Raw genomic sequence first — 22,283 nt, forward strand, 5'->3', positions numbered from 1 at the left:
CCCCAATGAACTCGTCGATGCGCAGCCCCCGCGTGCCGCAACCCCCTGCTGCCTTAACAAAACACTGACATTCAGTGCGCTACGCTTGCCGGTTCTATCCAGCCAGGAGGTCTAGGCCTGCATGCCACATCCCGACACACTGTCCGCCGTATTGGCCGGTCCGCTGCTGCGGCGTCTCGAACCTCGGCGCCTGGTCATGTGGCTGGTGGGTACACGGGAATTGGCGCTGACGCTGCACCTGCCGGCACAGGGCCTGGAGATCCGCCTTAATCCGGACCAATGCCGCATCGTGCCCGTAGGGCGCCAGGCATTTATCCACTTGATTGATGTGCCGCTGGGCGAGGCGCTGCCGCAGGATGTAATCGTCGACTACGACCTCCTGATAAACGGCTGCGGCATGGCGCAGTGGGCACCGCACCTGTTGTATCCCAACGCCGAATACCCGAATTTCGTACTGCACAGTCGTATCCACCAACTGGTCCACGGCTCGTGCCGCAAACCGCACCACTGCGCTGATGAAGGCCTGCTCTGCGTTGATCGCCTGCTGGCCGAGCCGCACACCCTTGCCGAACGCCCTGCCTTACTGATGATGAGCGGTGATCAGGTCTACGCCGATGATGTCGCCGGGCCGATGCTGCGGGCGATCCATGGGTTGATCGCGCGCCTGGGTCTGTTCGACGAATACCTGGAAGGTGCGGTGATTGATGACAGCGCCAGCCTCTACGGGCACGCCGCCAGTTATTACCATCGAGCGGACTTGCTCCCGGCACTGGACAGCAACAAGACCCTGCGCGAGCGCTTTTTTGGTGGCGTGAAAAAACCGATCTTCACCAGCAGCACCGCCGACAACCATTTGGTGACCTTCGCCGAAGTCATGGCGATGTACCTGCTGGTATGGTCGCCCACGCCCTGGACGCTGATCACCCTCCAGCCACCGCATCTGAACACCGATGAAGCCGCGCGCTATGCCCGCGAGCAGGCGCAGGTGGAAAAATTCCGCGCTGGCCTGCCCGGTGTCGCGCGGGTGTTTGCCCATCTGTCGACCTTGATGATCTTTGACGATCACGACATCACCGATGACTGGAACCTCAGCGCCCAGTGGGAGGAAACCGCCTACGGCCATCCGTTCTCCAAACGCATCATCGGCAATGCGCTGCTCGCGTACCTGCTGTGCCAGGGTTGGGGCAACAATCCGGATGCCTTCGCCACGCTGGTGAGCCAAATCCAGGCGCTGACCACCCAGGCGCGCAAAAGCCATCTGGACGCCGCCGCACAAGACGACCTGGTCGACAGTCTGTTGAAATTCCAGAAATGGCATTACGTACTGCCCACCACCCCGGCGCTGGTGGTGCTCGACACTCGCACCCGACGCTGGCGCAGTGAGTCCACCCTCAAGCAACCCTCCGGCCTGCTGGACTGGGAAGCCCTGAGCGAACTGCAACAGGAACTGCTCGATCACCCCTCGGCGATCATCGTTTCGCCTGCACCGATCTTTGGCGTAAAGCTGATCGAGACCGTACAGAAAGTCTTCAGTTGGTGCGGCCACCCCTTGCTGGTGGACGCGGAAAACTGGATGGCCCATCGCGGCGCCGCTCAGGTGATCCTCAATATCTTCCGTCACTCGCGCACGCCGGGTAACTACGTGATCCTATCGGGCGACGTGCACTACTCGTTCGTCTATGAAGTGCTGATCCGCCATCGCAACGCCGGCCCCCGGATCTGGCAGATCACCAGCAGCGGCATCAAGAATGAATTCCCACCGCGCCTGCTGGAATGGTTCGACCGCCTCAACCGCTGGCTCTACTCGCCGCGCTCGCCGCTTAACTGGTTCACCCGGCGCCGCACCATGCAGGTGGTGCCGCACATTCCCGAGCATGCAGAGGCCGGCGAACGCTTGTGGAACTCGGCGGGCATTGGCCAGGTGTTCTTCAACGAGCAGGGCCAGCCCGAGGCGATTTACCAGCACAACGCCAACGGGAAGGCGCGAACGCGCATGCTGGCGCCCAAACAGTAGCCAATTGCCACGCCCCTCTCACCTGTTTAAAGCGCCCTGGCCGCGTTGTACAGTAGCGCCAGCCATGGAGTATCGGCGTCAACATTGGCAGGCCCTGCAGGCCTGCTCAGCCAAGGAATGCGCAGATGGACGATACTTCCGGCAACAACCCGCAAGACCATGACAGCTCCCACCTTAACGCCGACATGTTGCACACCGTGCTGGAGTTGGTCAGCGACGGTATCTGGGACTGGAACGCCAATACCGGTTTCGTCTACCGCAACCCAGGCTGGTATGAAATGCTCGGCCACCCTCGGCACTCCCTGGCGAACAGCGTATTTACCTGGGAAAACCTCATCCACCCGCAGGACTATCCCCAGGTGATGACGCTGTTCGATGACTACATCAACCGTCGCGCGCCTTACTACCAGACCGAATACCGTTGCCGGAAAAAAGATGGCAGCTACCTGTGGATCGAAGACCGCGGCTACGTGATTGCGCGCAATGCCGACGGCTCCGTGGCGCGGATGGTGGGTGCTCACCGCGATATCCATCGACACAAATGCTCCGTCGAGCAGTTGGAGCGCCGCAATCAATCCCTTGAAGCGCTGGTGGCCGAGCGCACGCGCGAGCTGTCACGGGTCAATCAGCAATTGCAGTTGCAAGTGGATGAGAACCGTACCTTGGCCGAGCGGGACGCGCTGACCTCAATCGCCAACCGCTACCGCCTGGAGAAAGCGCTGCTGGAAGAGTGCGCCCGTGCCGAACGGTTCCGACGCCCGCTGGCGCTGATCGCAATGGATATCGATGACTTCAAACCGATCAATGACCGCTACGGTCACGCCATCGGCGACCAGACCCTGCTGCGGGTGGTGGAATGCCTGGAGAGCTGCATTCGCCCAACTGACCTGCTCGCCCGCTGGGGTGGCGATGAATTCATGGTGCTGCTGCCCGAAAGCTCGCTGGACACCGCCAAGGCAATGGCCGAGAACATCTGCGCCAGGATGAGGACCCTGCCCGTGCAGGGCGACGCGAACATCACCCTGAGCCTGGGCGTGGCCGAGCGCGCTATGGGAGAGTCGCCGGCCGCTCTGATGGCGCGCGCCGATCAGGCGTTATACCGCGCCAAGGCCGCCGGCAAAGACGGCGCCTCGGCGTAGGGCTGCCCGGTATCAGCGTACCGGCGGCGCGTACTGGATGCCGCCGTTGTTCCAGAGGGCGTTAAGGCCGCGTTTGATCTTCAACACACTGCCCTGACCGATGTTGCGCTCGAACACTTCGCCGTAGTTGCCCACTTGCTTGACGATCTGCACCACCCAATCCTTGCGCAGTTTCAGGTCCTTGCCGTACTCGCCATCAGCACCGAGCAGCCGCGCCACGTCCGGATTCCTGGTGGTTTTGGCCTGCTCTTCGACGTTCTGCGAGGTAATCCCCATTTCCTCGGCGTTGAGCATGGCGAACAGGGTCCATTTGACGATGCTGAACCACTCATCGTCGCCCTTGCGCACCAGGGGGCCAAGGGGCTCCTTGGAAATCACTTCCGGCAACACCACGAACTCATCCGGATGGGCCATCTTGATGCGCTGGGCATACAGGCCCGACTGGTCGGTGGTCAGTACATCGCAGCGGCCGGCCTCCAGGCCCTTGGCGCTTTCGTCGGCGGTATCGAACGTGATGGGCGTGTACTTCATGCCGTGGGTGCGGAAGTAGTCGGACACATTGAGCTCAGTGGTGGTGCCGGCCTGGATACACACCGTGGCTCCGCTTAATTGGTTGGCGGCCGTGACGCCGAGCTTGTTGTTCACCAGAAAGCCGATGCCGTCGTAGTAAGTGACACCGGTGAACACCAGGCCCATGCCCGAATCGCGGGAGCTGGTCCAGGTGGTATTACGCGAGATCAAGTCGATCTCGCCGGACTGCAGGGCGGTGAAGCGCTCCTTGGCGGTCAACTGAGTGAACTTCACTTTGGAGGCATCACCGAACACAGCGGCGGCCACGGCATGGCACACATCCACATCGATACCGGTCATCTTGCCTTGGCTGTCGGGCACGCCAAAGCCTGGCAAACCGTCGCTGACGCCGCACTGGATGAAGCCTTTTTTCTGAATCGCGTCGAGGGTCGTGCCCGCCTGCGCGGTACCGGCCAGGCCGAGGACTACGGCAGCCACTAAGGTTTTTAGGTTGTTCATGCGACGTACTCCCTGTCGATCTTTATTAGTCGGCGCCTCACAGACCGCGCCGTTTTTTGAGGATGCCGGGGAGTATTGACGGGTTTGGCGCGCCGCCACAAACGACCTTTTGGCAACAGCTCCTTCCGATTTGGAATGACCCGGCGATTTTATTTCGTTTGCGGCAGGGCCTGCCACGCAGCTTAGATAAAAAGACGCCCGCCACTGCCGAGTCCAGGATTCATGAGCCGCGAAAGCATCAGCCAGTCGATTTCCATCGTCCACCCCATCAGCCTCAGCCATGGCAGGAACGCCGAAGTGTGGGACACCTCGGGTAAACGCTACATCGACTTTGTCGGCGGCATCGGCGTGCTCAACCTCGGGCATTGCCATCCGGCCGTGGTGGCGGCGATTCGTGAGCAGGCGACCAAACTCACCCACTACGCCTTCAACGCTGCGCCGCACACGCCCTATGTCGAATTGATGGAGCGCCTCACCGCGTTTATCCCCGTGGGCTACCCGGTCAGCGGCATGCTCACCAACAGCGGCGCGGAAGCGGCCGAAAACGCCTTGAAGATCGTGCGCGGCGCCACGGGCCGCACCGCAGTGATCGCCTTCGATGGCGCGTTCCACGGCCGCACCCTGGCCACGCTCAACCTCAATGGCAAGGTGGCGCCCTACAAGCAAAAGGTCGGCGTACTGCCAGGCCCGGTGTATCACCTGCCCTACCCGAGTGCCGATAACGGCGTGACGTGCGCCGAGGCGCTTAAGGCCATGGATCGTCTGTTCAGCGTGGAAATAGACATTGACGATGTCGCCTGTTTCATCGTCGAACCCGTGCAGGGCGAGGCGGGGTTTCTGGCCCTGGATATCGAGTTCGCCAGGGCCCTGCGGCGGTTCTGCGATGAGAAAAACATCCCTCTGATCGCCGACGAGATCCAATCAGGCTTCGGCCGCACCGGCCAGCGCTTCGCGTTCTCGCGCCTGGGCATCGAGCCGGACCTGATCCTGCTCGGCAAAAGCATCGCTGGCGGCGTGCCGCTGGGCGCGGTGGTCGGGCGCAAAGCGCTGATGGACAACTTGCCCAAAGGCGGACTGGGCGGCACCTATTCGGGCAACCCCATCGCTTGCGCCGCCGCGCTGGCCACCCTCGATGTAATGACCGATGAGCATCTGCAGGCGTGGGGAGCGCAGCATGCAGAAGCAATCGTCAGTCGCTACCAAGCCTGGCGCGCGCAGCCGCCATCGCCCTGCCTGGGCCGGCTGACCGGGGTGGGTGCCATGCGCGGCATCGAGCTGATCAATGCCGACGGCACGCCCGCGCCGCAGAAACTGACGCAGTTGCTGAGCCTGGCACGGGACGCGGGCTTGCTGCTGATGCCCAGCGGCAAGTCGCGGCATATCATCCGCCTGCTGGCGCCGTTGACCATTGAGCCGGGGGTACTGGAGGAAGGGTTGGATATTCTTGAGGCATGTCTCAAGCGTTTGGTTTAACCGCACGTATCTGCCGGACGGCAGCCTTTGCGCCCGGATAAGGGCATTGTGCTGCCTTGACCTGATCCCCCTGCCCACTGAAAATGCGCGACGCTTTTTTGTCTCTCCGTTTACTGAAGTAGTGAAATTTCAATGTCCGATTCTTATACCGTACACGCCGCCGAAGAATCCGTAGTGGCCTCGCACGCCAAAGCTGAATACGAAAACGCCATCCATCTTTCACAACACGTGCCAGCGGCCAAGATCATCAGCGAGATGGTGCTGGACGCGTTCCACACCTCCAAAGAAAGCGACCAGATCCGCGAACTGCGCGGCGCCATCCGCCAGGCTCACGACGCCTTCGATGACGACAAGGCCTACGAACTGATGGGCCAGCTCAAGCAGCTCAAGGACGCCGAAGCCGCCGACAACATCGCCCTGGAAGACCTCAGCAGTAAATTCTCCATCAGCCGCATGTTGTCCAGCTTCAAGGACGACCCAGAGTTCCAGGAGCTGGTCTACGGCCTGGCCCTGAAAGTCCTGAACCAGTCTCACCAGGCCATCAGCAACCCAAGCGCCGGCAAAGGCAAGGCGGCTCGCCCCAAGAAAGAAGCCGAAGTGTTTGTGATCAGCAAGGACGGCATCAGCGTCACCCTGCCACTGCGCACACCGCGCTCGAAGTTGAACGTCGACCGCGAGGCGTTCGAGTTCCTGGGGTTCAGCTTTGTGGGTGACGGCGATGAAGCCGAGTTGGACGTGCAGAGCTTCGTGGACAACGCAGGCGTTGAACAGCCGCTGAGCCGCAAGAGCGTGATTGCCGCACTGCAACAGCAGACCGCGTTCGACGGTTACAGCATCGCGCAGCAGTAACCCGTCACAGCCACACAAAAGAGAAGGTGCCCGGCTCCCGTTGCACTGCCTTGCAGTCCCATTCTGGGACCGCTTTGCGACGCGACGGGAGCAAGCTCCCTCGGCTCAGGCGCTGTGTTCGACCTGCGCCGCAAACACCTGGCGAAACCGCGCCATCTCCTGCTTGTTCCCCACCGTCACCCGCATCCACTGCGGCCAGTTATCCCACACCCGCCCAACCAGCACGCCCTGTGCGGCCAACCTCTGAACCACCTCTTTGGCCGGGCGCTGTACGTCGATCATGAAGCAGTTGCTGTGGGACGCCGTGCAGGTAAAACCGCGCCCTTTTAGCCAGGCCACGGTTTCGTCGCGCGCCTGCGCATTCAGCGCCTTGCGTTGCCCCAGCAGCTTGACGTCTTCCAGGCTGGCCAGGCCACCGAGCAAAGAAGAAGCGGCCGGTACGTTGTCGCCGCCAAACACTGCCAACCGTTCCAGCAGCGCCGGCTGGCCGATCGCCAGGCCCAGGCGCGCGCCAGCCATGCCGTAGATTTTCGAGAAGGTGCGCAGTACCAACAAATCATCGTGGTCCTTGACCCAACTCACCACGCTGGGGACGTCGGCGAAGTCGATGTAGGCCTCGTCCACCACCAGTACGCTGCCCTTGGGTTTGTTCTCCAGCGCCTGGCGGATCGCGTCGGTGGGCGTCAGCGTACCGGTGGGGTTGTTGGGGTTGCACAGGTAGAGCATGCCCGCCTGCGGGTCGGCCGCGAGCATCGCCGGGATGTCATGGGCGTGCTCGGCGTTGAGGTTCACTTCCTTGACCGGTGCCTTGTTCGACTCGGCAGACTGACGCGGCACCTCGTAGGATGGCGTGGCCATTACCAGACCACGAGTCTGGCTGGTAAAGGCCAGCACCGCATAACGCAACGCGGCCATGGAGCCGGAAAACACCGCCACCTGCTCTTCGCCAATCCCTTGCTGCTGAGCAAACAACTCGGCCAGTGCGTACATGTGTGTGTAGGGGTAACGCCCAGCCGTGGCGATCGCGCGCTGCATCGCCTCACGGGCCGCGAGTGAAGGTCCGTAAGGGCTCTCGTTGTAGTTGAGCAGCACCTTGTCAGTCGATGCCTTGGGCGGCGCGGCGACCGCCCAATCGAGATGCCCCAACACCGGCAGTGCGGCGCCGAGGGCGAGAAGGGATCGACGACTAACGCTGACCATGATGACTACTCCTTGTAGGCGGATGATGGATTCGCACAGCTCCTATAGAGGTGTATGACGAGATCAAGGTCAGATGATTTAACCGAGCGCCCATGAAAAAGCCCCGCACGACGGTCGACGGCGGGGCTTCTCCAGGCAGGTTTGGCGTGGGCGGCTTAGTCCAGCTGCAACTTGTGCTTGAGGCTCTGCATGACCTCGGTCTTGTTCTGCAGGTACTCATTCAAACCGCGTGCGCGCAAGTTGCACGCGTCGCACTGGCCGCACCCACTGCCGATGATGCCGTTGTAGCAGGTCAGCGTGTGGTCGCGCACCCGTTGCAGTTGCTGGTGGTAATCGGCCAGCGCCCAGGTTTCGGCCTTGTTCAGCCACATCAACGGGGTTTCCAGGCGCACGTCATATTCCATGCCCAGCTTGAGCGCCTGGTTCAATGCCTTGACGAACTCATCGCGGCAATCGGGATAGCCGGAGAAGTCGGTTTCGCAGACGCCGGTGATCACCGTCTCAGCCTTGACCTGGTAGGCATAAATCGCCGCGAGGGTTAAAAACAGGATATTGCGCCCAGGCACAAAAGTGCTGGGCAAGCTCTCGCCCGAGCTGTTCACGGTAGGGACCGGGATGTTGTCACGGGTCAGGCTGCTGATGGCCAGCTCGCTGAGCAAAGACACGTCCATCACTTTGTGAACGGTGGCCCCCAGTTGCCTGGCAAGCTGCTGGGCAACTTCGATTTCCGCCACATGGCGCTGGCCGTAGTCGAAGGTGATGCAGTGGACTTCGTCATACAACGCCAGCGCCTGGATCAGGCAGGTCGTTGAATCCTGCCCGCCACTGAACACAATAACGGCTTTCTTACTCATCACGTTGCTGCCTGCACTTGTAGGATTTGTTCATAGTTTAAAGGCCACTCAATAAAAAACCCCGCGCTTCTTGCGAAGGCGGGGCTTTTTTACTACTCGAACATTCAGTGCGCGGAGGTCAGCAACAGCTCTTTCGGTACCTGGAAATCCAGGGACATCATCACGCTGAGCGCGGTGATGGTGAAGATCGAGAACACGAACAGCTTGCGCGCCCAGACGGTGTCATCCACCGCCTTGTAACCGGTCCAGGCCATGTACAACCAGTACATGCCCATGGCGGCAGCGACGGCGAGGTAGCTCATGCCGGCGTAGCCACTGAAGGTCAACATCAAGGTCGCCACGAGGAAGGCCAGGATGTAGAGCAGGATGTGTTTCTTGGCGACCTGGATGCCACGCTTGACCGGCAGAACCGGAATCGAGGCAGCCAGGTAGTCGTTGAAACGGAAAATCGCGATGGCGTAGGAATGCGGCATCTGCCACAGGCTGAACATCACCAGCAGCGTCAGCGCGGCCATGTCGAAGCTATTGGTCACAGCCACATAACCAATCACCGGCGGCATCGCCCCCGACAGACTGCCCACCAGCGTGCCGTGAACCGACTTGCGCTTGAGGTACAGGCTGTAGAGGCCGACGTAGATGACAAAACCGATCACGGCAAACAGCGCCGCCAACGGGTTAGCCACCGTGTACAACAGTGCCACACCGGCAACACCCAAAACGGTCGCGTAGATCAGTGCCAGCTTCAGGGAGATAAGGCCCTGCACCAGCACGCGATTCTTGGTGCGCTCCATCTTGATGTCGATGTCACGGTCGATGCAGTTGTTGAACACGCAACCGGAAGCAACCACCAGGGACGTACCGATCATCGCAGCCAGGAAGATGGCCAGATCGACATGTCCCTTGGAGGCCAGGAAGAAACCGCCCGCCACAGAAAGCACGTTACCGAAAATGATCCCCGGTTTGGTGATTTGGATAAAGTGCTTAAGCGACATCGGGTCTTACCTCACTTCGCCATCATGTAGGTGTGGATGCTGAACATGATCCACAGCGACAGACCAACCAGCAGAACGATCACCAGGCCTGCGAACACGAACGCAATCACGTTCTCGCGCTGAGCCTCGGAGCGGTCCAGGTGCAGGAAGTACACCAGGTGAACCAGCACCTGGATCACTGCGAACGCCAGGACGATCATCAGGGTGATCGACTTCGGCAAGGTTGGGTACATCACCAGGCCGAACGGGATCAGGGTCAGGATGACCGACAGGATGAAGCCGATAGCGTAAGACTTTACGCTGCCGTGGCTTGCATCGTGGCTGTCATGGGAGTGTGCATTAGCCATTACAGAGTCCCCATCAAGTAAACGACGGTGAATACGCAGATCCAGACCACGTCCAGGAAGTGCCAGAACAGGCTCAGGCAGCTCAGGCGGGTCTTGTTGGTGTTGGTCAGGCCGTGCTTATTGACCTGATACATCATCACCGCCATCCACAGCAGGCCGGCACTTACGTGCAGACCGTGGGTGCCTACCAGCGTGAAGAACGCCGACAGGAAGCCTGAACGGTGCGGGCCGTAGCCTTCGGAGATCAGCAGGTGGAACTCGTTGATCTCCATGCCGATGAAGCCCAGGCCGAAGAGGAAGGTCAGGCCCAGCCAGCTCAGCACGCCTTTTTTGTTGCCCTTGTAGAAGGCCAACATGGCGAAGCCGTAGGTGATCGAACTGAACAACAGCAGGGCGGTTTCGCCGAGCACGTAAGGCAGTTCGAAGATGTCGTGGCCCGACGGGCCACCCGCTACGTTGTTTACCAGTACCGCGTACACCGCGAAGATCGACGCAAACAAGATGCAGTCGGTCATCAGGTAGAGCCAGAAACCGAAGACGGTCATTGGCCCCGAGTCGTGGTGATGGTCATCGTGCCCATGGTCATCGACATGGGCGTGTCCAGCATTGGTCACTAAGTTCGACATGGTTTAAGCCTGTTCCAACGAGGTTTCTACACGGTTGGCCGGGATTTTCTTCTCGGCGACCAGGCGAGCGTGCTGCTCGGCTTCGATGCGCTCGATCGTTTCGACCGGCACCATGTAGCCTTGATCATCACGTGCTGCGTGGACAATGAAGTAGCCGATGGTGCCCACCAGGCTCACGATTGCCAGCCACCAGATGTGCCAGATCATCGCGAAACCGAACACGGTCAACAGCGCACCCATCACCACACCAGTGGCGGTGTTGCTTGGCATGTGGATCGGTTCGTAGTGCTTAGGTTGCTGGTACGCAGTACCGTCTTCCTTGGCTTCGGTGAACGCATCGATGGTGTTCGCAGTCGGGATCACGGCGAAGTTGTAGAACGGCGGTGGCGACGAAGTCGACCATTCCAGGGTGTGGCCATTCCATGGGTCGCCGGAGTCGCACATGTTCTGCTTGCGATCACGCACGCTGACATACAGTTGGATCAACTGGCAGGCGATACCCACCGCGATCATCACCGCGCCGAACATGGCGACGTACAGGTACGGCACCCACTCAGGGTTGGTGGTGGCGTTCAGACGACGAGTCATGCCCATGAAGCCCAGTGCATAGAGCGGCATGAACGCGACGAAGAAGCCCGAGATCCAGAACCAGAATGCAGCCTTGCCCCAACCTTCGTGCAGCTTGAAGCCGAACGCTTTCGGGAAGTAGAAGCTGAAGCCGGCGATGTAACCGAATACCGCGCCACCGATGATCACGTTGTGGAAGTGAGCGATCACGAACAGGCTGTTGTGCAGTACGAAGTCAGCACCCGGGATGGCCAGCAGTACGCCGGTCATGCCGCCGATGGCGAAGGTCACCATAAAGCCCAGGGTCCACAGAACCTGGCTGGTCATGCGCAGACGACCGTGATAGATGGTGAACAGCCAGTTGAATAGCTTCACCCCCGTCGGGATGGAAATCAGCATCGTCGCCAGGCCGAAGAAGGCGTTGACGCTGGCCCCCGAGCCCATGGTGAAGAAGTGGTGCAGCCACACCATGAAGCCCAGCACGGAGATCGCGCCCGAGGCGTAGACCATCGAGTGGTGACCGAACAGGCGCTTGCCGGTAAAGGTCGAGATCACTTCGGAGAAGATACCGAACGCCGGCAGGATCAGGATGTACACCTCAGGGTGACCCCATGCCCAGAACAGGTTCACGTACATCATTGGATTGCCACCAAGTTCATTGGTGAAAATGTGGAAATCCAGGTAACGGTCAAGCGACAGCAGCGCCATGGTAGCGGCCAGGATCGGGAACGAAGCCACGATCAGGACGTTGGCCCAGGTGCAGGTCCAGGTGAAGATCGGCATGTCCATCAGTTTCATGCCAGGGGCGCGCATTTTCAGCACGGTGGCCAGGAAGTTGACCCCCGTCAGCGTCGTCCCGAGCCCTGATAACTGTAGCGCCCAGATGTAGTAGTCCACACCCACGCCAGGACTGTACTGAATGCCCGACAGTGGCGGATACGCAACCCAACCGGTCTTGGCGAATTCGCCGACGCCCAGGGACACGTTGATCAGCACCACACCGGACACCAGCAGCCAGAAGCTCAGGGAGTTCAGGAACGGGTAGGCAACGTCACGCGCACCGATCTGCAGCGGCACTGCAAGGTTCATCAGGCCGGTGAAGAAAGGCATCGCCATGAAGATGATCATGATCACACCGTGAGCGGTGAAGATCTGGTCATAGTGTTCAGGCGGCAGGTAGCCAGGCGAACCCTCGGTGGCCATGGCCAACTGGGTACGCATCATGATGGCGTCGGCAAAACCACGCAGCAGCATGACCATGGCAACGATGATGTACATCACGCCGATTTTCTTGTGGTCGACCGAAGTCAGCCACTCGGTCCACAGGTAGGTCCACTTCTTGAAGTAAGTGATACCTGCAAACAGTGCCAGACCACCCAGCGCGATCATGGCGATGGTAATCATCACAATCGGCTCGTGGAAAGGGACCGCATCCCAACTTAATTTACCAAACATCGTTTACTCCTCTGCCCCAGCAGTTGAATGCGCGCCCGTGTCAGAACCTTCAACCGCGGCCACTTCTTTCTTCTCGTGCTTGACCGGTTTGCCTGGTTTCATGCCTTCGTACTTGTCGACGATTTTCTGAAACAGGTTCGGCTCGTACGCGGAGTACAGGGCGACTGGGTTGTTCTGGCTTGGTTTGGTCAGGGCGTCGTATTCAGCTTGATCAAGCTGTTTAGGTGCGGCCTTGACTTCGGCTACCCAGGCGTTGAAGTCTTCCTGGCTCGTCGAGATCGCTTTGAATTTCATGCCGGTGAAGCCAGCGCCGCTGTAGTTGGCGGAGATGCCTTCCATTTCAGCTTTCTGGTTGGCGATCAGGTGCAGCTTGGTCTGCATGCCTGCCATCGCGTAGATCTGGCCGCCCAGAGCAGGGATGAAGAACGAGTTCATCACGGCGTCGGAGGTGATCTTGAAGTTAAGCGGGGTGTGTTCCGGGAACCGGATCTGATTCACCGTGGCAATACCCAGGTCCGGATAGATGAACAGCCACTTCCAGTCCAGCGCGACCACTTCGATGTTGATCGGCTTGACGTCGGATTCCAGCGGACGGTACGGGTCCAGTGCGTGGGTGGACTTGTAGGTCACATAACCCAGGGCAATGATGATGAGGATCGGGACCAGCCACACCGCGATTTCGATCTTGGTGGAGTGCGACCACTTCGGCGCGTAGGTGGCGCTGGTGTTCGACGCGCGGTATTTCCAGGCGAAGGCGAAGGTCATGATGATCACAGGCACCACGACCAGCAGCATCAGCAGGGTGGCGGTGATGATCAGGTTTCGTTCATCCAGACCGACCTGTCCTTTTGGGTCGAGCAAGGTCCACTTGCAGCCTCCCAGCATTAACATCATGCCAAGCAGCGGCAAAAAGCCTAGTAATCGGGGGTACCTGTTTTTACTCATCTCACGACCTCTAAAGCAGCTTGCGCAATGCAGTTGGGTTTTGATCGCCAACACTTCACCCTGCCAAGGGTTGGCATTTCTCTTCGATTGAATAAGAGCCTGCCCGACACGCCATACGGAGCGTTTCACGGACCTGCGGTGAGTTCTTATTCGATTTCGTGGTTAAAGGCCTTGTTACAGACCAATTCCATTTGGTGCGGATAGTTGAAAGGCTGCCGGAACCTTGGGGTCGCACAGAGCCGTCCATCTGCCCCTCGACCGCTCCAGTGCTAAAAGATTGAACAGCACAGGACATTCAGTGCGGGCGATTGTAGTTAGCTAGCGATGTATAAACCATGTCTGATAAAGAAATAATTTTTATCGAAAGCAGCAATAATCCTTCACCAAATTTGCAAAAGTTCGCGATCTTATCGCGTTCGATTCTCAACAAAAACCACAAAAATTGCCGTGTTATAGGGCAAAGCGCCACAGACCTTACCCGCTGTAAGGGACCGAAAAACCTATCCAACCCCCCAGAAAACAAGGCATTGGGACATCACGCAAAGGCACGTACGGCGTGAGGTTCGAGGCATCGTCGCAGCCTTGAATTGACAGCACGTTTTTGACGCTTTTTGCAAATTTGCGCGGCGCTTCAGCCGCTCAGAAACGTCTTGCGGCGCCCGCCGTGTGACAACGTGTCGCATGCTGCGCGCACCCGAAATTGTCCGGCGTCACGTTCCGTTCACAAAACCCAATATGCGCAAACGCCCCGGCCTTCTTTTCAGGAGGACCGGGGCGTTTCAGTAGATCGCTCAGGCCTTGCGTTGACGATTGCGATAGATACCCAGGGGTACCAGGATCACCGTCAGCACGAAGGCCACCAGCGCCCATTGCGCCAGAGACAGACCCAACACCGGCGGATACGGCGTACTGCAGAAGCCATCGACCTGAAAGCCCAAGGGAAAGACCTTCGCCAGGGGCAGGTCATCGACGATCGGCTGCAGCACGTCGATGCCGCAACTGACCTGGGGGAAAAACTGGGTGTACACATGGTGGCCGGCCGCGGCCACGCCGCCGAGGGCACTGAGCACCACCAACCCTTCGAAAAAGGTCAGGGCGCCCTTGCTGCGCATCGCCGCGCCGATGAACGCAAACACCGCAATCAACAGCAGCGCATAGCGTTGCAGGATGCACAGCGGGCACGGCGCCTCACCCAGTACCACCTGCATGTACAACGCGCCACCGATCAGCGCCAGGCAGATGATGCCCAGCAACACCAGAAAGCGCCGCTCCCTGCCTAAACGCAATTCGTCACTCATCCCCGTATTCCTTTGTTTGTGCCAATGGCCGCAAGTTTACACACAGGCAGTGGTTAAAACAGAAGGGGGTTAACAGGGGATTAATCGGCAACGATGAAGAACAGAAAGAGGGAAGGGCTTGCCCCCTCCCCCCATTCAACAGCGTGAAGTTTCAGGTTCTATTCCAGAGCAGCAGCCGGGCCGAAGAACTCGTAGCGGCTTTGTTGCTCGGGTACGCCCAACGCCTTGAGGTGACGCTTGACCACCGCCATGAAGCCTTTTGGTCCCAGGAAATACGCATCCAGGTCGCGCTCCTGCGGCAACCATGCCGCCAATTGCTCCTGGCTCAGCAGCCCGACTTTATCGGCCGCCGCGCTCACCCCATCGTCCTCGGCATAGCAGTAGAAGCGCTTGAGTTGCGGGTGCCTGGCCGCCAGCGCATCCACCCACTCGCGGAACGCATGTACCCCGCCATTACGCGCGCAGTGGATAAAGTGCACCGGCCGGCCGGTGCCCAAGGCCGCTTCGAGCATTGGCAGGGTGGGCGTGATACCCACCCCGCCGCTGATCAGCACCAGCGGCTTGGCACTGGCCGCCAGGGTGAATTCCCCTGCCGGCGGAAACAGGTCGATGGTTGCACCGACAGGCAGTTGATCATGCAAGTAGTTCGACACCCGCCCCCCGGCTTCGCGCTTGACGCTGATGCGGTACAGGCCGGCATCACTCAAGGCCGACAGGGAATAGTTGCGCCGCACTTCTTCGCCATCGAGCACCAGTTTCATGCCGATGTATTGCCCTGGAGCGGCGGCCAGGATCGAACCGTTGTCCACCGGGGCAAAATAGAACGAACTGATCTCCTCGCTCTCCTCCACCCGCTTGACCAGCCGGAACGGCCGCGCACCGCGCCAGCCGCCGGGGGCCTGGGCCTTCTCGTCGTAGATGGCTGCCTCGGCGCCGATCAGAATGTCCGCCAACTGGCCGTAGGCGGCGCCCCAGGCACTCATCACCTCCGGCGTAGCAATTTCACTGCCCAGTACTTCGGAGATCGCCCGCAGCAGGCAGGCGCCCACGATCGGGTAATGTTCCGGCAGGATCTGCAACGCCACATGCTTGTTGATGATCTTGGCCACCAGGTCGCCCAACTGGTCGAGTTGATCGATGTGTCGCGCGTACATCAACACACCGTTGGCCAGGGCGCGGGGCTGATCGCCGCTGGCCTGGTGCGCCTGGTTGAACAGCGGGCGAACCTCGGGGTATTCGGCGAGCATCATGCGGTAGAAATGGGTGATCAGCGCTTCACCGCCGCTTTCCAGCAGGGGCACGGTGGATTTGACGATGGCACGGTCTTGGGCACTAAGCATGAGAGCCTCCTGGGCTTCTTTACTGATTACCCTTAGCTACTCAGTATTCATGCCAACTTAGAAATTCTTATATTTCAATAAGTTAAATATATTGTAGTCAGTATGACTTCCTACACTTTATAGTCATAAGGACTACAAGGAGTCATTATGACTGCGCAATCGCTGCTCACCACCCTGCTGCCTCTGGTCGCCGACCTGTCCCGTGACCTGCCCGAGGGCGAGCGGTACCGCCGCCTGCTGCACGCCATGCGTGCCCTGCTGCCATGCGACGCCGCCGCCCTATTGCGCCTGGACGGAGACTGGCTGGTGCCGCTGGCCGTCGATGGTTTGAGCGCCGACACCCTGGGCCGACGTTTCAAGGTCAGTGAGCACCCACGCTTCGCGGTGCTGCTTAGCAGCCCCGGCCCGACGCGCTTCGACAGCGACAGCGAACTGCCCGACCCCTACGACGGCCTGGTCGATGGCCTGAACGGCCACCTTGAGGTGCACGATTGCATGGGCTGCCCGCTGTTCGTCGAGGACCAGCCCTGGGGCCTGCTGACCCTTGACGCGCTGGATACCGAGCGTTTCGAGCGGGTTGAACTCGATGCCCTGCAAGCCTTCGCCAGCCTCGCCGCCGCTACCGTCAACGTGGCCCAACGCATCGAGCGCCTGGCGTTACGCGCCGAAGACGAACACCAGCGCGCCGAGATCTACCGCCAGGCCAGCGGCCAGCAGCACCGGGAAATGATCGGTCAGAGCAAAACCCACAAGCGCCTCGTTGAAGAAATCAAACTGGTGGGCGGCAGCGACCTCACCGTGCTGATCACCGGCGAAACCGGGGTGGGTAAAGAGCTGGTGGCCCAGGCGATCCACGCCGCGTCAGCTCGGGCGGACAAACCGCTGATCAGCCTCAACTGCGCCGCCCTGCCGGAAACGCTGGTAGAAAGCGAGCTGTTCGGCCATGTGCGCGGCGCCTTTACCGGCGCGCTGAACGAGCGCCGAGGCAAGTTCGAACTGGCCAATGGCGGCACGTTGTTCCTGGATGAAGTGGGCGAGCTCTCCCTGACCGTGCAAGCCAAGCTGTTGCGCGTGCTGCAAAGCGGTCAGTTGCAGCGCCTGGGCTCGGACAAGGAACACCAGGTGGACGTCCGCCTGATCGCCGCCACCAACCGCGACCTCGCCGATGAAGTGCGCAATGGCCGCTACCGCGCCGACTTCTACCACCGCCTGAGCGTGTACCCATTGCAAGTGCCGGCGCTGCGCGAGCGCGGGCGGGACGTGTTGCTGCTGGCGGGCTTCTTCCTCGAGCAAAACCGCTCACGCATGGGCCTGGGCAGCCTGCGCCTGAGCAGCGATGCCCAGGCAGCGTTGCTGGCTTATAACTGGCCGGGCAATGTGCGCGAGCTTGAGCATTTGATCGGGCGCAGCGCGCTCAAGGCGTTGGGCAACTGTCGTGAGCGCCCGAAGATTCTCAGCCTGAGTGCCCATGACCTGGACCTGCCGGCTGTCAGCACACCGGCGATTGAAGAGCCGACTCAAACAGCGCCGATCACCGGCGACCTGCGCCAGGCCACCGAGCATTATCAGCGCCAGGTGATCAGCGCCTGCCTGGAACGCCACCAGAACAACTGGGCCGGCGCCGCTCGCGAACTGGGCCTGGACCGCGCCAACCTCGGGCGGATGGCCAAGCGCTTGGGAATAAAATAGCGGGGGTAAATGTGAGAGGCAGCACGCCCCTCCCCCACTAGACCTGCTTTGCCTGAAGCATCGGACTCGCCGGCCTGACCACCTTAGGCTTACGAAACACCAACACATTGCCCAACATCACCAGCACCAACCCCGCCAACGCCGGCGCGGTCCATTGGTAGCCCTCGGCAAACGCCGACACGTTCAGCGCCACCACCGGGAACAACACCGTGCAATAGGCCGCCCGCTCCGGCCCCATGCGGCCAACCAGGGTCAAATACGCGGTAAAGCCAATCACCGACCCCGGGATCACCAGGTACCACAGGGCGCCGATATACCGCGCACTCCAGTCCATGTCGAAGGGGATCCCCCGCACCGCGCAATAGGTCGCCAGCATGGCCGCGCCATACGCCATGCCCCAGGCATTGGTGGTCAGCGGCTTGAGCCCGGCCTTCTGTTGCAGGCTCGAGAGCATATTGCCCGCCGAGAAACACATCGTCCCCAGCAACGCCAGGCCCAGGCCGAGCAGGGTCTGCGGGCTGGCGGTGTGCCCCACCAGCTCCGGCCAGAACAACAAGCCCAGGCCCGCCAGACCCAACGCGCCGCCCATCAACACGTTGCGTGCCACGCGCTGACCAAAAAACACCCGAGCATTCAGCGCGTTCCACAGCGTGGCCGTGGAAAACACCACCGCCACCAGGCCGCTGGGGATCCATTGGCTGGCAGTCAAAAAGCACATGAAGTTGACGCAGAACAGGCACAACCCTTGCGCCAGGCAGATCAGGTGTCCGCGCCGGTTCATCACTTGCAGCCTGCGACTGAGCAACAGCACTACAAACAGCACCAACGCCGCCAGGCCGAAGCGATAGACGATGGACACAGGAATCGCCACCACGCCCAACTGCCATTTGAGGGCGATCCAGGTGGTGCCCCAGATCAGGACGGTGAGCAAATACAGGAAAAGATTCATCGCGGGCTCCATCGGTTGAGCCACAGTGTCGCCCTCGAACCGCGCGAGGCTCTTGCACATTCTTGCGCTTTTGTCGGGCGACGGGATCACAGCGCCAACCGTGCAGAGTAGGATGCAAGGCGTCAACGAGTACTGACCATGCCAGACCTGGAATCCCTGCACGTTTTTCAAGCCCTTAACCGCTCGCCCCACGCACGCCTTGAAGCCTGCGCCGAGCTCGGTGACGGCTTGTCCGCGGCCTTGTGGAACAACCATCACGATGCCCAGGACTACCAGGCCCCCGGCCATCACACCTTGTCCTGCTACATCGGCGGCGGCACCGGCACGTTTCGGCGAGACCAGCCCGGCACCAAGGGTGGCCCCGACAAGTTATGCATCCTGCCGGCCGAGCATCAGTCAGCGTGGGTGATCAACGGTGAGATCCGCCTGGCTCATGTGTATTTCAGCCCGGAGCAATTCGCCCTCGGCTGCGTCACCCTGCTCGACCGCGAACCGCGCACCCTGGCGCTGCGCGAAAGTACTTTCCTTGAAGACGCCGGCCAGGCCCGACGCTTTCGCCAATTAATCGCCCTCAACTGGGATGAGCCCGCCGAACGCTTGCTGACCAGCAGCCTGGCCCATGAACTGCTCAGCCACACGTTGCTCAGCCAGGTCGGCGCCCGCGAAGGCCTGCGCTTGAAAGGAGGGTTGGCGGCGTACCAGCGCCGGTTACTGGTGGACTACATCGACCAGAACCTGGAAGAGCCGATCAGCCTTGGGCAACTGGCCGCAATGTGCGCGCTGTCGGAATACCACTTCGCGCGGATGTTCCGCCAAAGCTTCGGCCTGCCGCCCCATCAGTACTTGCTGGCGCGCCGCCTGACCCGCGCGCAGCAGCTGTTGCGCAGCAGCGCGCTGCCTCTGGGCGAAATCGCGTTGCGCTGCGGCTTCTCCAGCGCCAGCCACTTCACCCACCGTTTCCGCCAGGCCATGGACGCGACGCCCGGCGACTACCGACAGGCCTTCCTCTAAACCATCAGGCCCAGGGTCTTGGCCTTGGCCACCGCTTGCGTGCGCCGCTCCACACCGAGCTTGCTGTGGATGCGCCGCGCGTGGGTCTTGACCGTGTGCAATGAAATAAACAGCCGGTCGGCGATTTCCAGGTTGGAGCTGCCCAGCGCGATCAACTGCAGCACTTCCAGTTCGCGCTGGCTCAAGGGGTTGTCCACGACGCCGGATGGGCTCGCCTGGGGCTCCATCCCCAGCTCACTCAACAGCCCTGGCGAACGTAAACGCAGCTCGCGAATCGCTTGCTGCACCTGACAACGCTCGGCCAGTTCCAGCCCGTGTTGCAGCGAGCGGCGCGCCAAGGCGGGGTCGCCTACTTGCCAGGCGACTTCGCCGAGCACCAAGTGCAGTTCGGTTTCCAGGCAGAGCATGCCACGCCTTTGGGTGGCCTCCAGCAAAGCACTGAGCTGCTCCAACGGCTGATCGGCACACCCCAGTTTCACCTCCGCCAGCACCAGCAGGTATTCCAGGCGCGGGATCAGCTCCAGCGTGGCCGGCGGTGCCTGCTTGGCCTGGGGCCCACGGAAGTGGCGCAGCACACGGCGCACCGCCTCGACGGTCAACTCGGCGCGGCCTTGCTGCAACCAGAAATGCCCGCTGACCAACAACAGCACCGCGCGGTACACCGTGTCCGGCACCTGGCGTTGCTGCATCAGCCGCTCGGCCTCGCGCAGTTGGACAAACGCCTGGGCATAATCGCCGCGGTTGGCGGCCAGCAGCGCCAGGCCGAGAAACCCATACAGCACGCGTTTGTCCTGGCTGTGCAGGCACATTTTCATACCCGACTCGAAACACTCGGCGGCCAAACCGTCCTGCCCCTGACGCAGCGCCAGATGGCCGCGCCGGAGGGCGATGCGCCCCACCAGCGGCCCCGCATCAAGGCGCTGTTCCAGCAACATCGACTGCACCCCTTCCAGCAGGCTTTGGGCCCGGTAAGGCGCGCCGCGCTGCTCCAGTAATTGGGCGTGATCCAACTCCAGCAAGGCCTCCAGCAGCAACGAACCATGGGCGCGGGCCAGGCACAACGCTTCGCGGCTCAGGCGTTGGGCCACGTCCAACTCACCGCGCAGCAACGCTTGCTGGGTCAGCCCGGACAGGCACATCAGACGCGAGGTCCAGGCGCTGTCCGGCAAGGCGTGCAGCGCTTCAAAAAAATGCACGCGCGAGCGTTCGGCATCGCCACTCAAGTGCAGCAACCAGCCCCACTGCGCCTGCCAACGCGCCAGCAAGTAACGCTGCTGCGCCGCCGTGGGTTGCGGGGCAAACCGCGCCAGTTGGTCGATGCACACCGCCGCCTGCTCGAAGCGCCCGGCGAACAATAACGCCGCCGTCACCAGCCCCACCAGTTGCGCCGAGCCGAGCATCAACTCATCGCCGTGTTGTTCATGCAGGCGCAACAGCAGCGCCGCGTTTTGCTGGCGGAACAGGTCTTCAAAACTGAAGTGCTGCAACAGGCTCACCGCCACTTCGTATTCTTCGGCCAACAGCGCCTGCTCGAACGCCGCCTGCCAGTCCTGCTCGGCGCAAAACCACTGGCAGGCGCGCCGGTGCCACGAGCGCTTGGACGGCCAGGGTGTGTCACGCATCAACTGCGCCAGGGGCGGAAAAACCTGCAACCAGTCGGTGTGTTCCCACGGTTGGATAAACGCACCGAGGGCCTGCAGGTCCCGCAGGTACTGGTCACCGTCACCGGCGCCGAACAGATGCTCGCACAGACCGACATTGAAACGCGGCAGGTGGGCCAGCACGCGCCAGGCGTCGGCCAACTCCGGCGCCAATGTGCTGAACAGTTCGTGTTGCAGGTAATCGAGCAGGGTTTTGTCGGGGTGGCCGTCGCCGAGCAAAGCAATGCGCACACCGGCGCACCAGCCGGCGCTGAACTGCAGCACGCTGTCGAGCGACGGTCCCGGCGCATGGCTGAGCAGTTGCTGGACTTCGGCCGGACTGAACGCCAGTTCGGCGCCGCATTCGAACAACTCATCGTCGAGCAGCAGGCGTGGCCAGTTGCACAGCGGGCGACGCCGCGCCCCCAGCCACCAGGTCAGCGCGGGGCTGCTGACGGTGAGCAGGCGATCGAGCAAGGCGTCGGTGTCGGCGGCGGGCTGGCGGCAAAAGTCATCGAGGAACAGCCACGCCGGGCTTTGCCAGCGGCTGAGTTCCAGCAACAGCGCGGCTTCATCGGTGAACGGCAAACCCAGGTTTTGCGCCAGACGCTCGCACAGGTCGACGGGACTGAGCGCTGCGCCATTGAGCGCCAGCCAGTACACCTGGCAACCCATCGGCGCCTGCAGCGCGCACTCGGCGAGCAGCGCACTCTTGCCACTGCCGCCGGGCGCACACAGCAACTTGACGCGCACCGGCGCCGCCAGCAGAGGCTCGGCCAGGCGTGGGCGCAGCAGGTGATGGGCGGACAGCCGAGGCATGAATCCAGGACGGTCCAGGCAGCGTGTCATGGCAGTCATTGCTGCAT

18 protein-coding genes are annotated in these 22,283 nt (G+C 61.2%); 6 read left to right on the top strand and 12 right to left on the bottom strand.

Annotated elements, in window-relative coordinates; translation table 11 throughout:
- Positions 1-121: 121 nt before the first annotated feature.
- Both PSH59_RS21320 and PSH59_RS21325 read left to right on the top strand, forming a co-directional pair.
- A complete protein-coding gene (locus PSH59_RS21320) occupies positions 122-2,014 on the top strand; it encodes an alkaline phosphatase D family protein (RefSeq protein ID WP_305393603.1) in 1,893 nt (630 codons plus the stop codon).
- Positions 2,015-2,139: 125 nt separating this feature from the next.
- Positions 2,140-3,153 carry a sensor domain-containing diguanylate cyclase gene (locus PSH59_RS21325; RefSeq protein WP_305393604.1) on the top strand — a complete coding sequence of 338 codons (1,014 nt, stop codon included), beginning with the start codon at positions 2,140-2,142 and terminating at the stop codon, positions 3,151-3,153.
- A 12-nt stretch (positions 3,154-3,165) separates the two neighbouring features.
- On the opposite strand, the gene PSH59_RS21330 is transcribed toward PSH59_RS21325, so the two are convergent.
- Positions 3,166-4,182, bottom strand: a complete 1,017-nt coding sequence (locus PSH59_RS21330; protein WP_248083693.1) for an amino acid ABC transporter substrate-binding protein — start codon at positions 4,180-4,182, stop codon at positions 3,166-3,168.
- Positions 4,183-4,404: 222 nt separating this feature from the next.
- Between PSH59_RS21330 and PSH59_RS21335 the strand changes: the two genes are divergently transcribed.
- Together PSH59_RS21335 and PSH59_RS21340 are read left to right on the top strand one after the other, a co-directional pair.
- Positions 4,405-5,655 carry an aspartate aminotransferase family protein gene (locus tag PSH59_RS21335; RefSeq protein ID WP_248083692.1) on the top strand — a complete coding sequence of 417 codons (1,251 nt, stop codon included), beginning with the start codon at positions 4,405-4,407 and terminating at the stop codon, positions 5,653-5,655.
- A gap of 132 nt (positions 5,656-5,787) precedes the next feature.
- Positions 5,788-6,504, top strand: a complete 717-nt coding sequence (locus tag PSH59_RS21340) for a hypothetical protein (protein ID WP_305393605.1) — start codon at positions 5,788-5,790, stop codon at positions 6,502-6,504.
- 105 nt (positions 6,505-6,609) lie between these two features.
- Here the strand turns inward: PSH59_RS21340 and PSH59_RS21345 are convergent, their stop codons facing one another.
- The 9 genes from PSH59_RS21345 to hmpA form a co-directional block, all read right to left on the bottom strand.
- Entirely contained in the window at positions 6,610-7,704 is a 1,095-nt protein-coding gene (locus PSH59_RS21345) for a pyridoxal phosphate-dependent aminotransferase (RefSeq protein WP_305393606.1), read from the bottom strand.
- A 155-nt stretch (positions 7,705-7,859) separates the two neighbouring features.
- Positions 7,860-8,558, bottom strand: coding sequence for a 7-cyano-7-deazaguanine synthase QueC (queC, locus tag PSH59_RS21350; RefSeq protein ID WP_248083689.1), 699 nt, complete (start codon positions 8,556-8,558; stop codon positions 7,860-7,862).
- A gap of 104 nt (positions 8,559-8,662) precedes the next feature.
- Positions 8,663-9,550: a heme o synthase gene (gene cyoE, locus PSH59_RS21355; RefSeq protein ID WP_248083688.1), complete on the bottom strand. Its 888-nt coding sequence runs from the start codon at positions 9,548-9,550 to the stop codon at positions 8,663-8,665.
- A gap of 11 nt (positions 9,551-9,561) precedes the next feature.
- A complete protein-coding gene (gene cyoD / locus PSH59_RS21360; protein ID WP_003176003.1) occupies positions 9,562-9,897 on the bottom strand; it encodes a cytochrome o ubiquinol oxidase subunit IV in 336 nt (111 codons plus the stop codon).
- On the bottom strand, positions 9,897-10,523 hold the full coding sequence (locus PSH59_RS21365; protein WP_003176004.1) for a cytochrome o ubiquinol oxidase subunit III: 627 nt from the start codon (positions 10,521-10,523) through the stop codon (positions 9,897-9,899). Before PSH59_RS21365 ends, cyoD begins: the two co-directional genes overlap by 1 nt.
- A 3-nt stretch (positions 10,524-10,526) precedes the next feature.
- Positions 10,527-12,545 carry a cytochrome o ubiquinol oxidase subunit I gene (cyoB, locus tag PSH59_RS21370; RefSeq protein WP_305393607.1) on the bottom strand — a complete coding sequence of 673 codons (2,019 nt, stop codon included), beginning with the start codon at positions 12,543-12,545 and terminating at the stop codon, positions 10,527-10,529.
- Between the two features lie 3 nt (positions 12,546-12,548).
- Entirely contained in the window at positions 12,549-13,490 is a 942-nt protein-coding gene (cyoA, locus tag PSH59_RS21375; protein WP_248083687.1) for a ubiquinol oxidase subunit II, read from the bottom strand.
- A gap of 791 nt (positions 13,491-14,281) precedes the next feature.
- Positions 14,282-14,788 (bottom strand): disulfide bond formation protein B, encoded by a 507-nt coding sequence (locus tag PSH59_RS21380; RefSeq protein WP_248083685.1) that lies wholly within the window; start codon positions 14,786-14,788, stop codon positions 14,282-14,284.
- Between the two features lie 158 nt (positions 14,789-14,946).
- A complete protein-coding gene (hmpA, locus tag PSH59_RS21385; protein ID WP_305393608.1) occupies positions 14,947-16,128 on the bottom strand; it encodes an NO-inducible flavohemoprotein in 1,182 nt (393 codons plus the stop codon).
- A gap of 147 nt (positions 16,129-16,275) precedes the next feature.
- Between hmpA and norR the strand changes: the two genes are divergently transcribed.
- Positions 16,276-17,817, top strand: coding sequence for a nitric oxide reductase transcriptional regulator NorR (gene norR, locus PSH59_RS21390; protein WP_305393609.1), 1,542 nt, complete (start codon positions 16,276-16,278; stop codon positions 17,815-17,817).
- 37 nt (positions 17,818-17,854) lie between these two features.
- On the opposite strand, the gene PSH59_RS21395 is transcribed toward norR, so the two are convergent.
- Positions 17,855-18,766 (bottom strand): DMT family transporter, encoded by a 912-nt coding sequence (locus PSH59_RS21395; RefSeq protein ID WP_305393610.1) that lies wholly within the window; start codon positions 18,764-18,766, stop codon positions 17,855-17,857.
- A gap of 138 nt (positions 18,767-18,904) precedes the next feature.
- Between PSH59_RS21395 and PSH59_RS21400 the strand changes: the two genes are divergently transcribed.
- Entirely contained in the window at positions 18,905-19,777 is an 873-nt protein-coding gene (locus tag PSH59_RS21400; RefSeq protein WP_305393611.1) for a helix-turn-helix domain-containing protein, read from the top strand.
- Here PSH59_RS21400 and PSH59_RS21405 read toward each other — a convergent pair.
- Entirely contained in the window at positions 19,774-22,275 is a 2,502-nt protein-coding gene (locus PSH59_RS21405; protein WP_305393612.1) for a LuxR C-terminal-related transcriptional regulator, read from the bottom strand. The genes PSH59_RS21400 and PSH59_RS21405 overlap by 4 nt on opposite strands.
- Between the last annotated feature and the right edge of the window lie 8 nt (positions 22,276-22,283).

The sequence above is a fragment of the Pseudomonas sp. FP2309 genome (assembly GCF_030687575.1).
Classification (GTDB): Bacteria; Pseudomonadota; Gammaproteobacteria; order Pseudomonadales; family Pseudomonadaceae; genus Aquipseudomonas.

What these genes read in the sequence shown, in the direction of transcription:
- hmpA (WP_305393608.1), bottom strand. Translation starts at nt 16,128, where the DNA reads ATGCTTAGTGCCCAAGACCGTGCCATCGTCAAATCCACCGTGCCCCTG.
- norR (WP_305393609.1), top strand. Translation starts at nt 16,276, where the DNA reads ATGACTGCGCAATCGCTGCTCACCACCCTGCTGCCTCTGGTCGCCGAC.
- PSH59_RS21395 (WP_305393610.1), bottom strand. Translation starts at nt 18,766, where the DNA reads ATGAATCTTTTCCTGTATTTGCTCACCGTCCTGATCTGGGGCACCACC.
- cyoE (WP_248083688.1), bottom strand. Translation starts at nt 9,550, where the DNA reads ATGTCGCTTAAGCACTTTATCCAAATCACCAAACCGGGGATCATTTTC.
- queC (WP_248083689.1), bottom strand. Translation starts at nt 8,558, where the DNA reads ATGAGTAAGAAAGCCGTTATTGTGTTCAGTGGCGGGCAGGATTCAACG.
- PSH59_RS21330 (WP_248083693.1), bottom strand. Translation starts at nt 4,182, where the DNA reads ATGAACAACCTAAAAACCTTAGTGGCTGCCGTAGTCCTCGGCCTGGCC.
- cyoD (WP_003176003.1), bottom strand. Translation starts at nt 9,897, where the DNA reads ATGGCTAATGCACACTCCCATGACAGCCACGATGCAAGCCACGGCAGC.
- PSH59_RS21400 (WP_305393611.1), top strand. Translation starts at nt 18,905, where the DNA reads ATGCCAGACCTGGAATCCCTGCACGTTTTTCAAGCCCTTAACCGCTCG.
- cyoA (WP_248083687.1), bottom strand. Translation starts at nt 13,490, where the DNA reads ATGAGTAAAAACAGGTACCCCCGATTACTAGGCTTTTTGCCGCTGCTT.
- PSH59_RS21325 (WP_305393604.1), top strand. Translation starts at nt 2,140, where the DNA reads ATGGACGATACTTCCGGCAACAACCCGCAAGACCATGACAGCTCCCAC.
- PSH59_RS21365 (WP_003176004.1), bottom strand. Translation starts at nt 10,523, where the DNA reads ATGTCGAACTTAGTGACCAATGCTGGACACGCCCATGTCGATGACCAT.
- PSH59_RS21345 (WP_305393606.1), bottom strand. Translation starts at nt 7,704, where the DNA reads ATGGTCAGCGTTAGTCGTCGATCCCTTCTCGCCCTCGGCGCCGCACTG.
- PSH59_RS21335 (WP_248083692.1), top strand. Translation starts at nt 4,405, where the DNA reads ATGAGCCGCGAAAGCATCAGCCAGTCGATTTCCATCGTCCACCCCATC.
- cyoB (WP_305393607.1), bottom strand. Translation starts at nt 12,545, where the DNA reads ATGTTTGGTAAATTAAGTTGGGATGCGGTCCCTTTCCACGAGCCGATT.
- PSH59_RS21405 (WP_305393612.1), bottom strand. Translation starts at nt 22,275, where the DNA reads ATGACTGCCATGACACGCTGCCTGGACCGTCCTGGATTCATGCCTCGG.
- PSH59_RS21320 (WP_305393603.1), top strand. Translation starts at nt 122, where the DNA reads ATGCCACATCCCGACACACTGTCCGCCGTATTGGCCGGTCCGCTGCTG.
- PSH59_RS21380 (WP_248083685.1), bottom strand. Translation starts at nt 14,788, where the DNA reads ATGAGTGACGAATTGCGTTTAGGCAGGGAGCGGCGCTTTCTGGTGTTG.
- PSH59_RS21340 (WP_305393605.1), top strand. Translation starts at nt 5,788, where the DNA reads ATGTCCGATTCTTATACCGTACACGCCGCCGAAGAATCCGTAGTGGCC.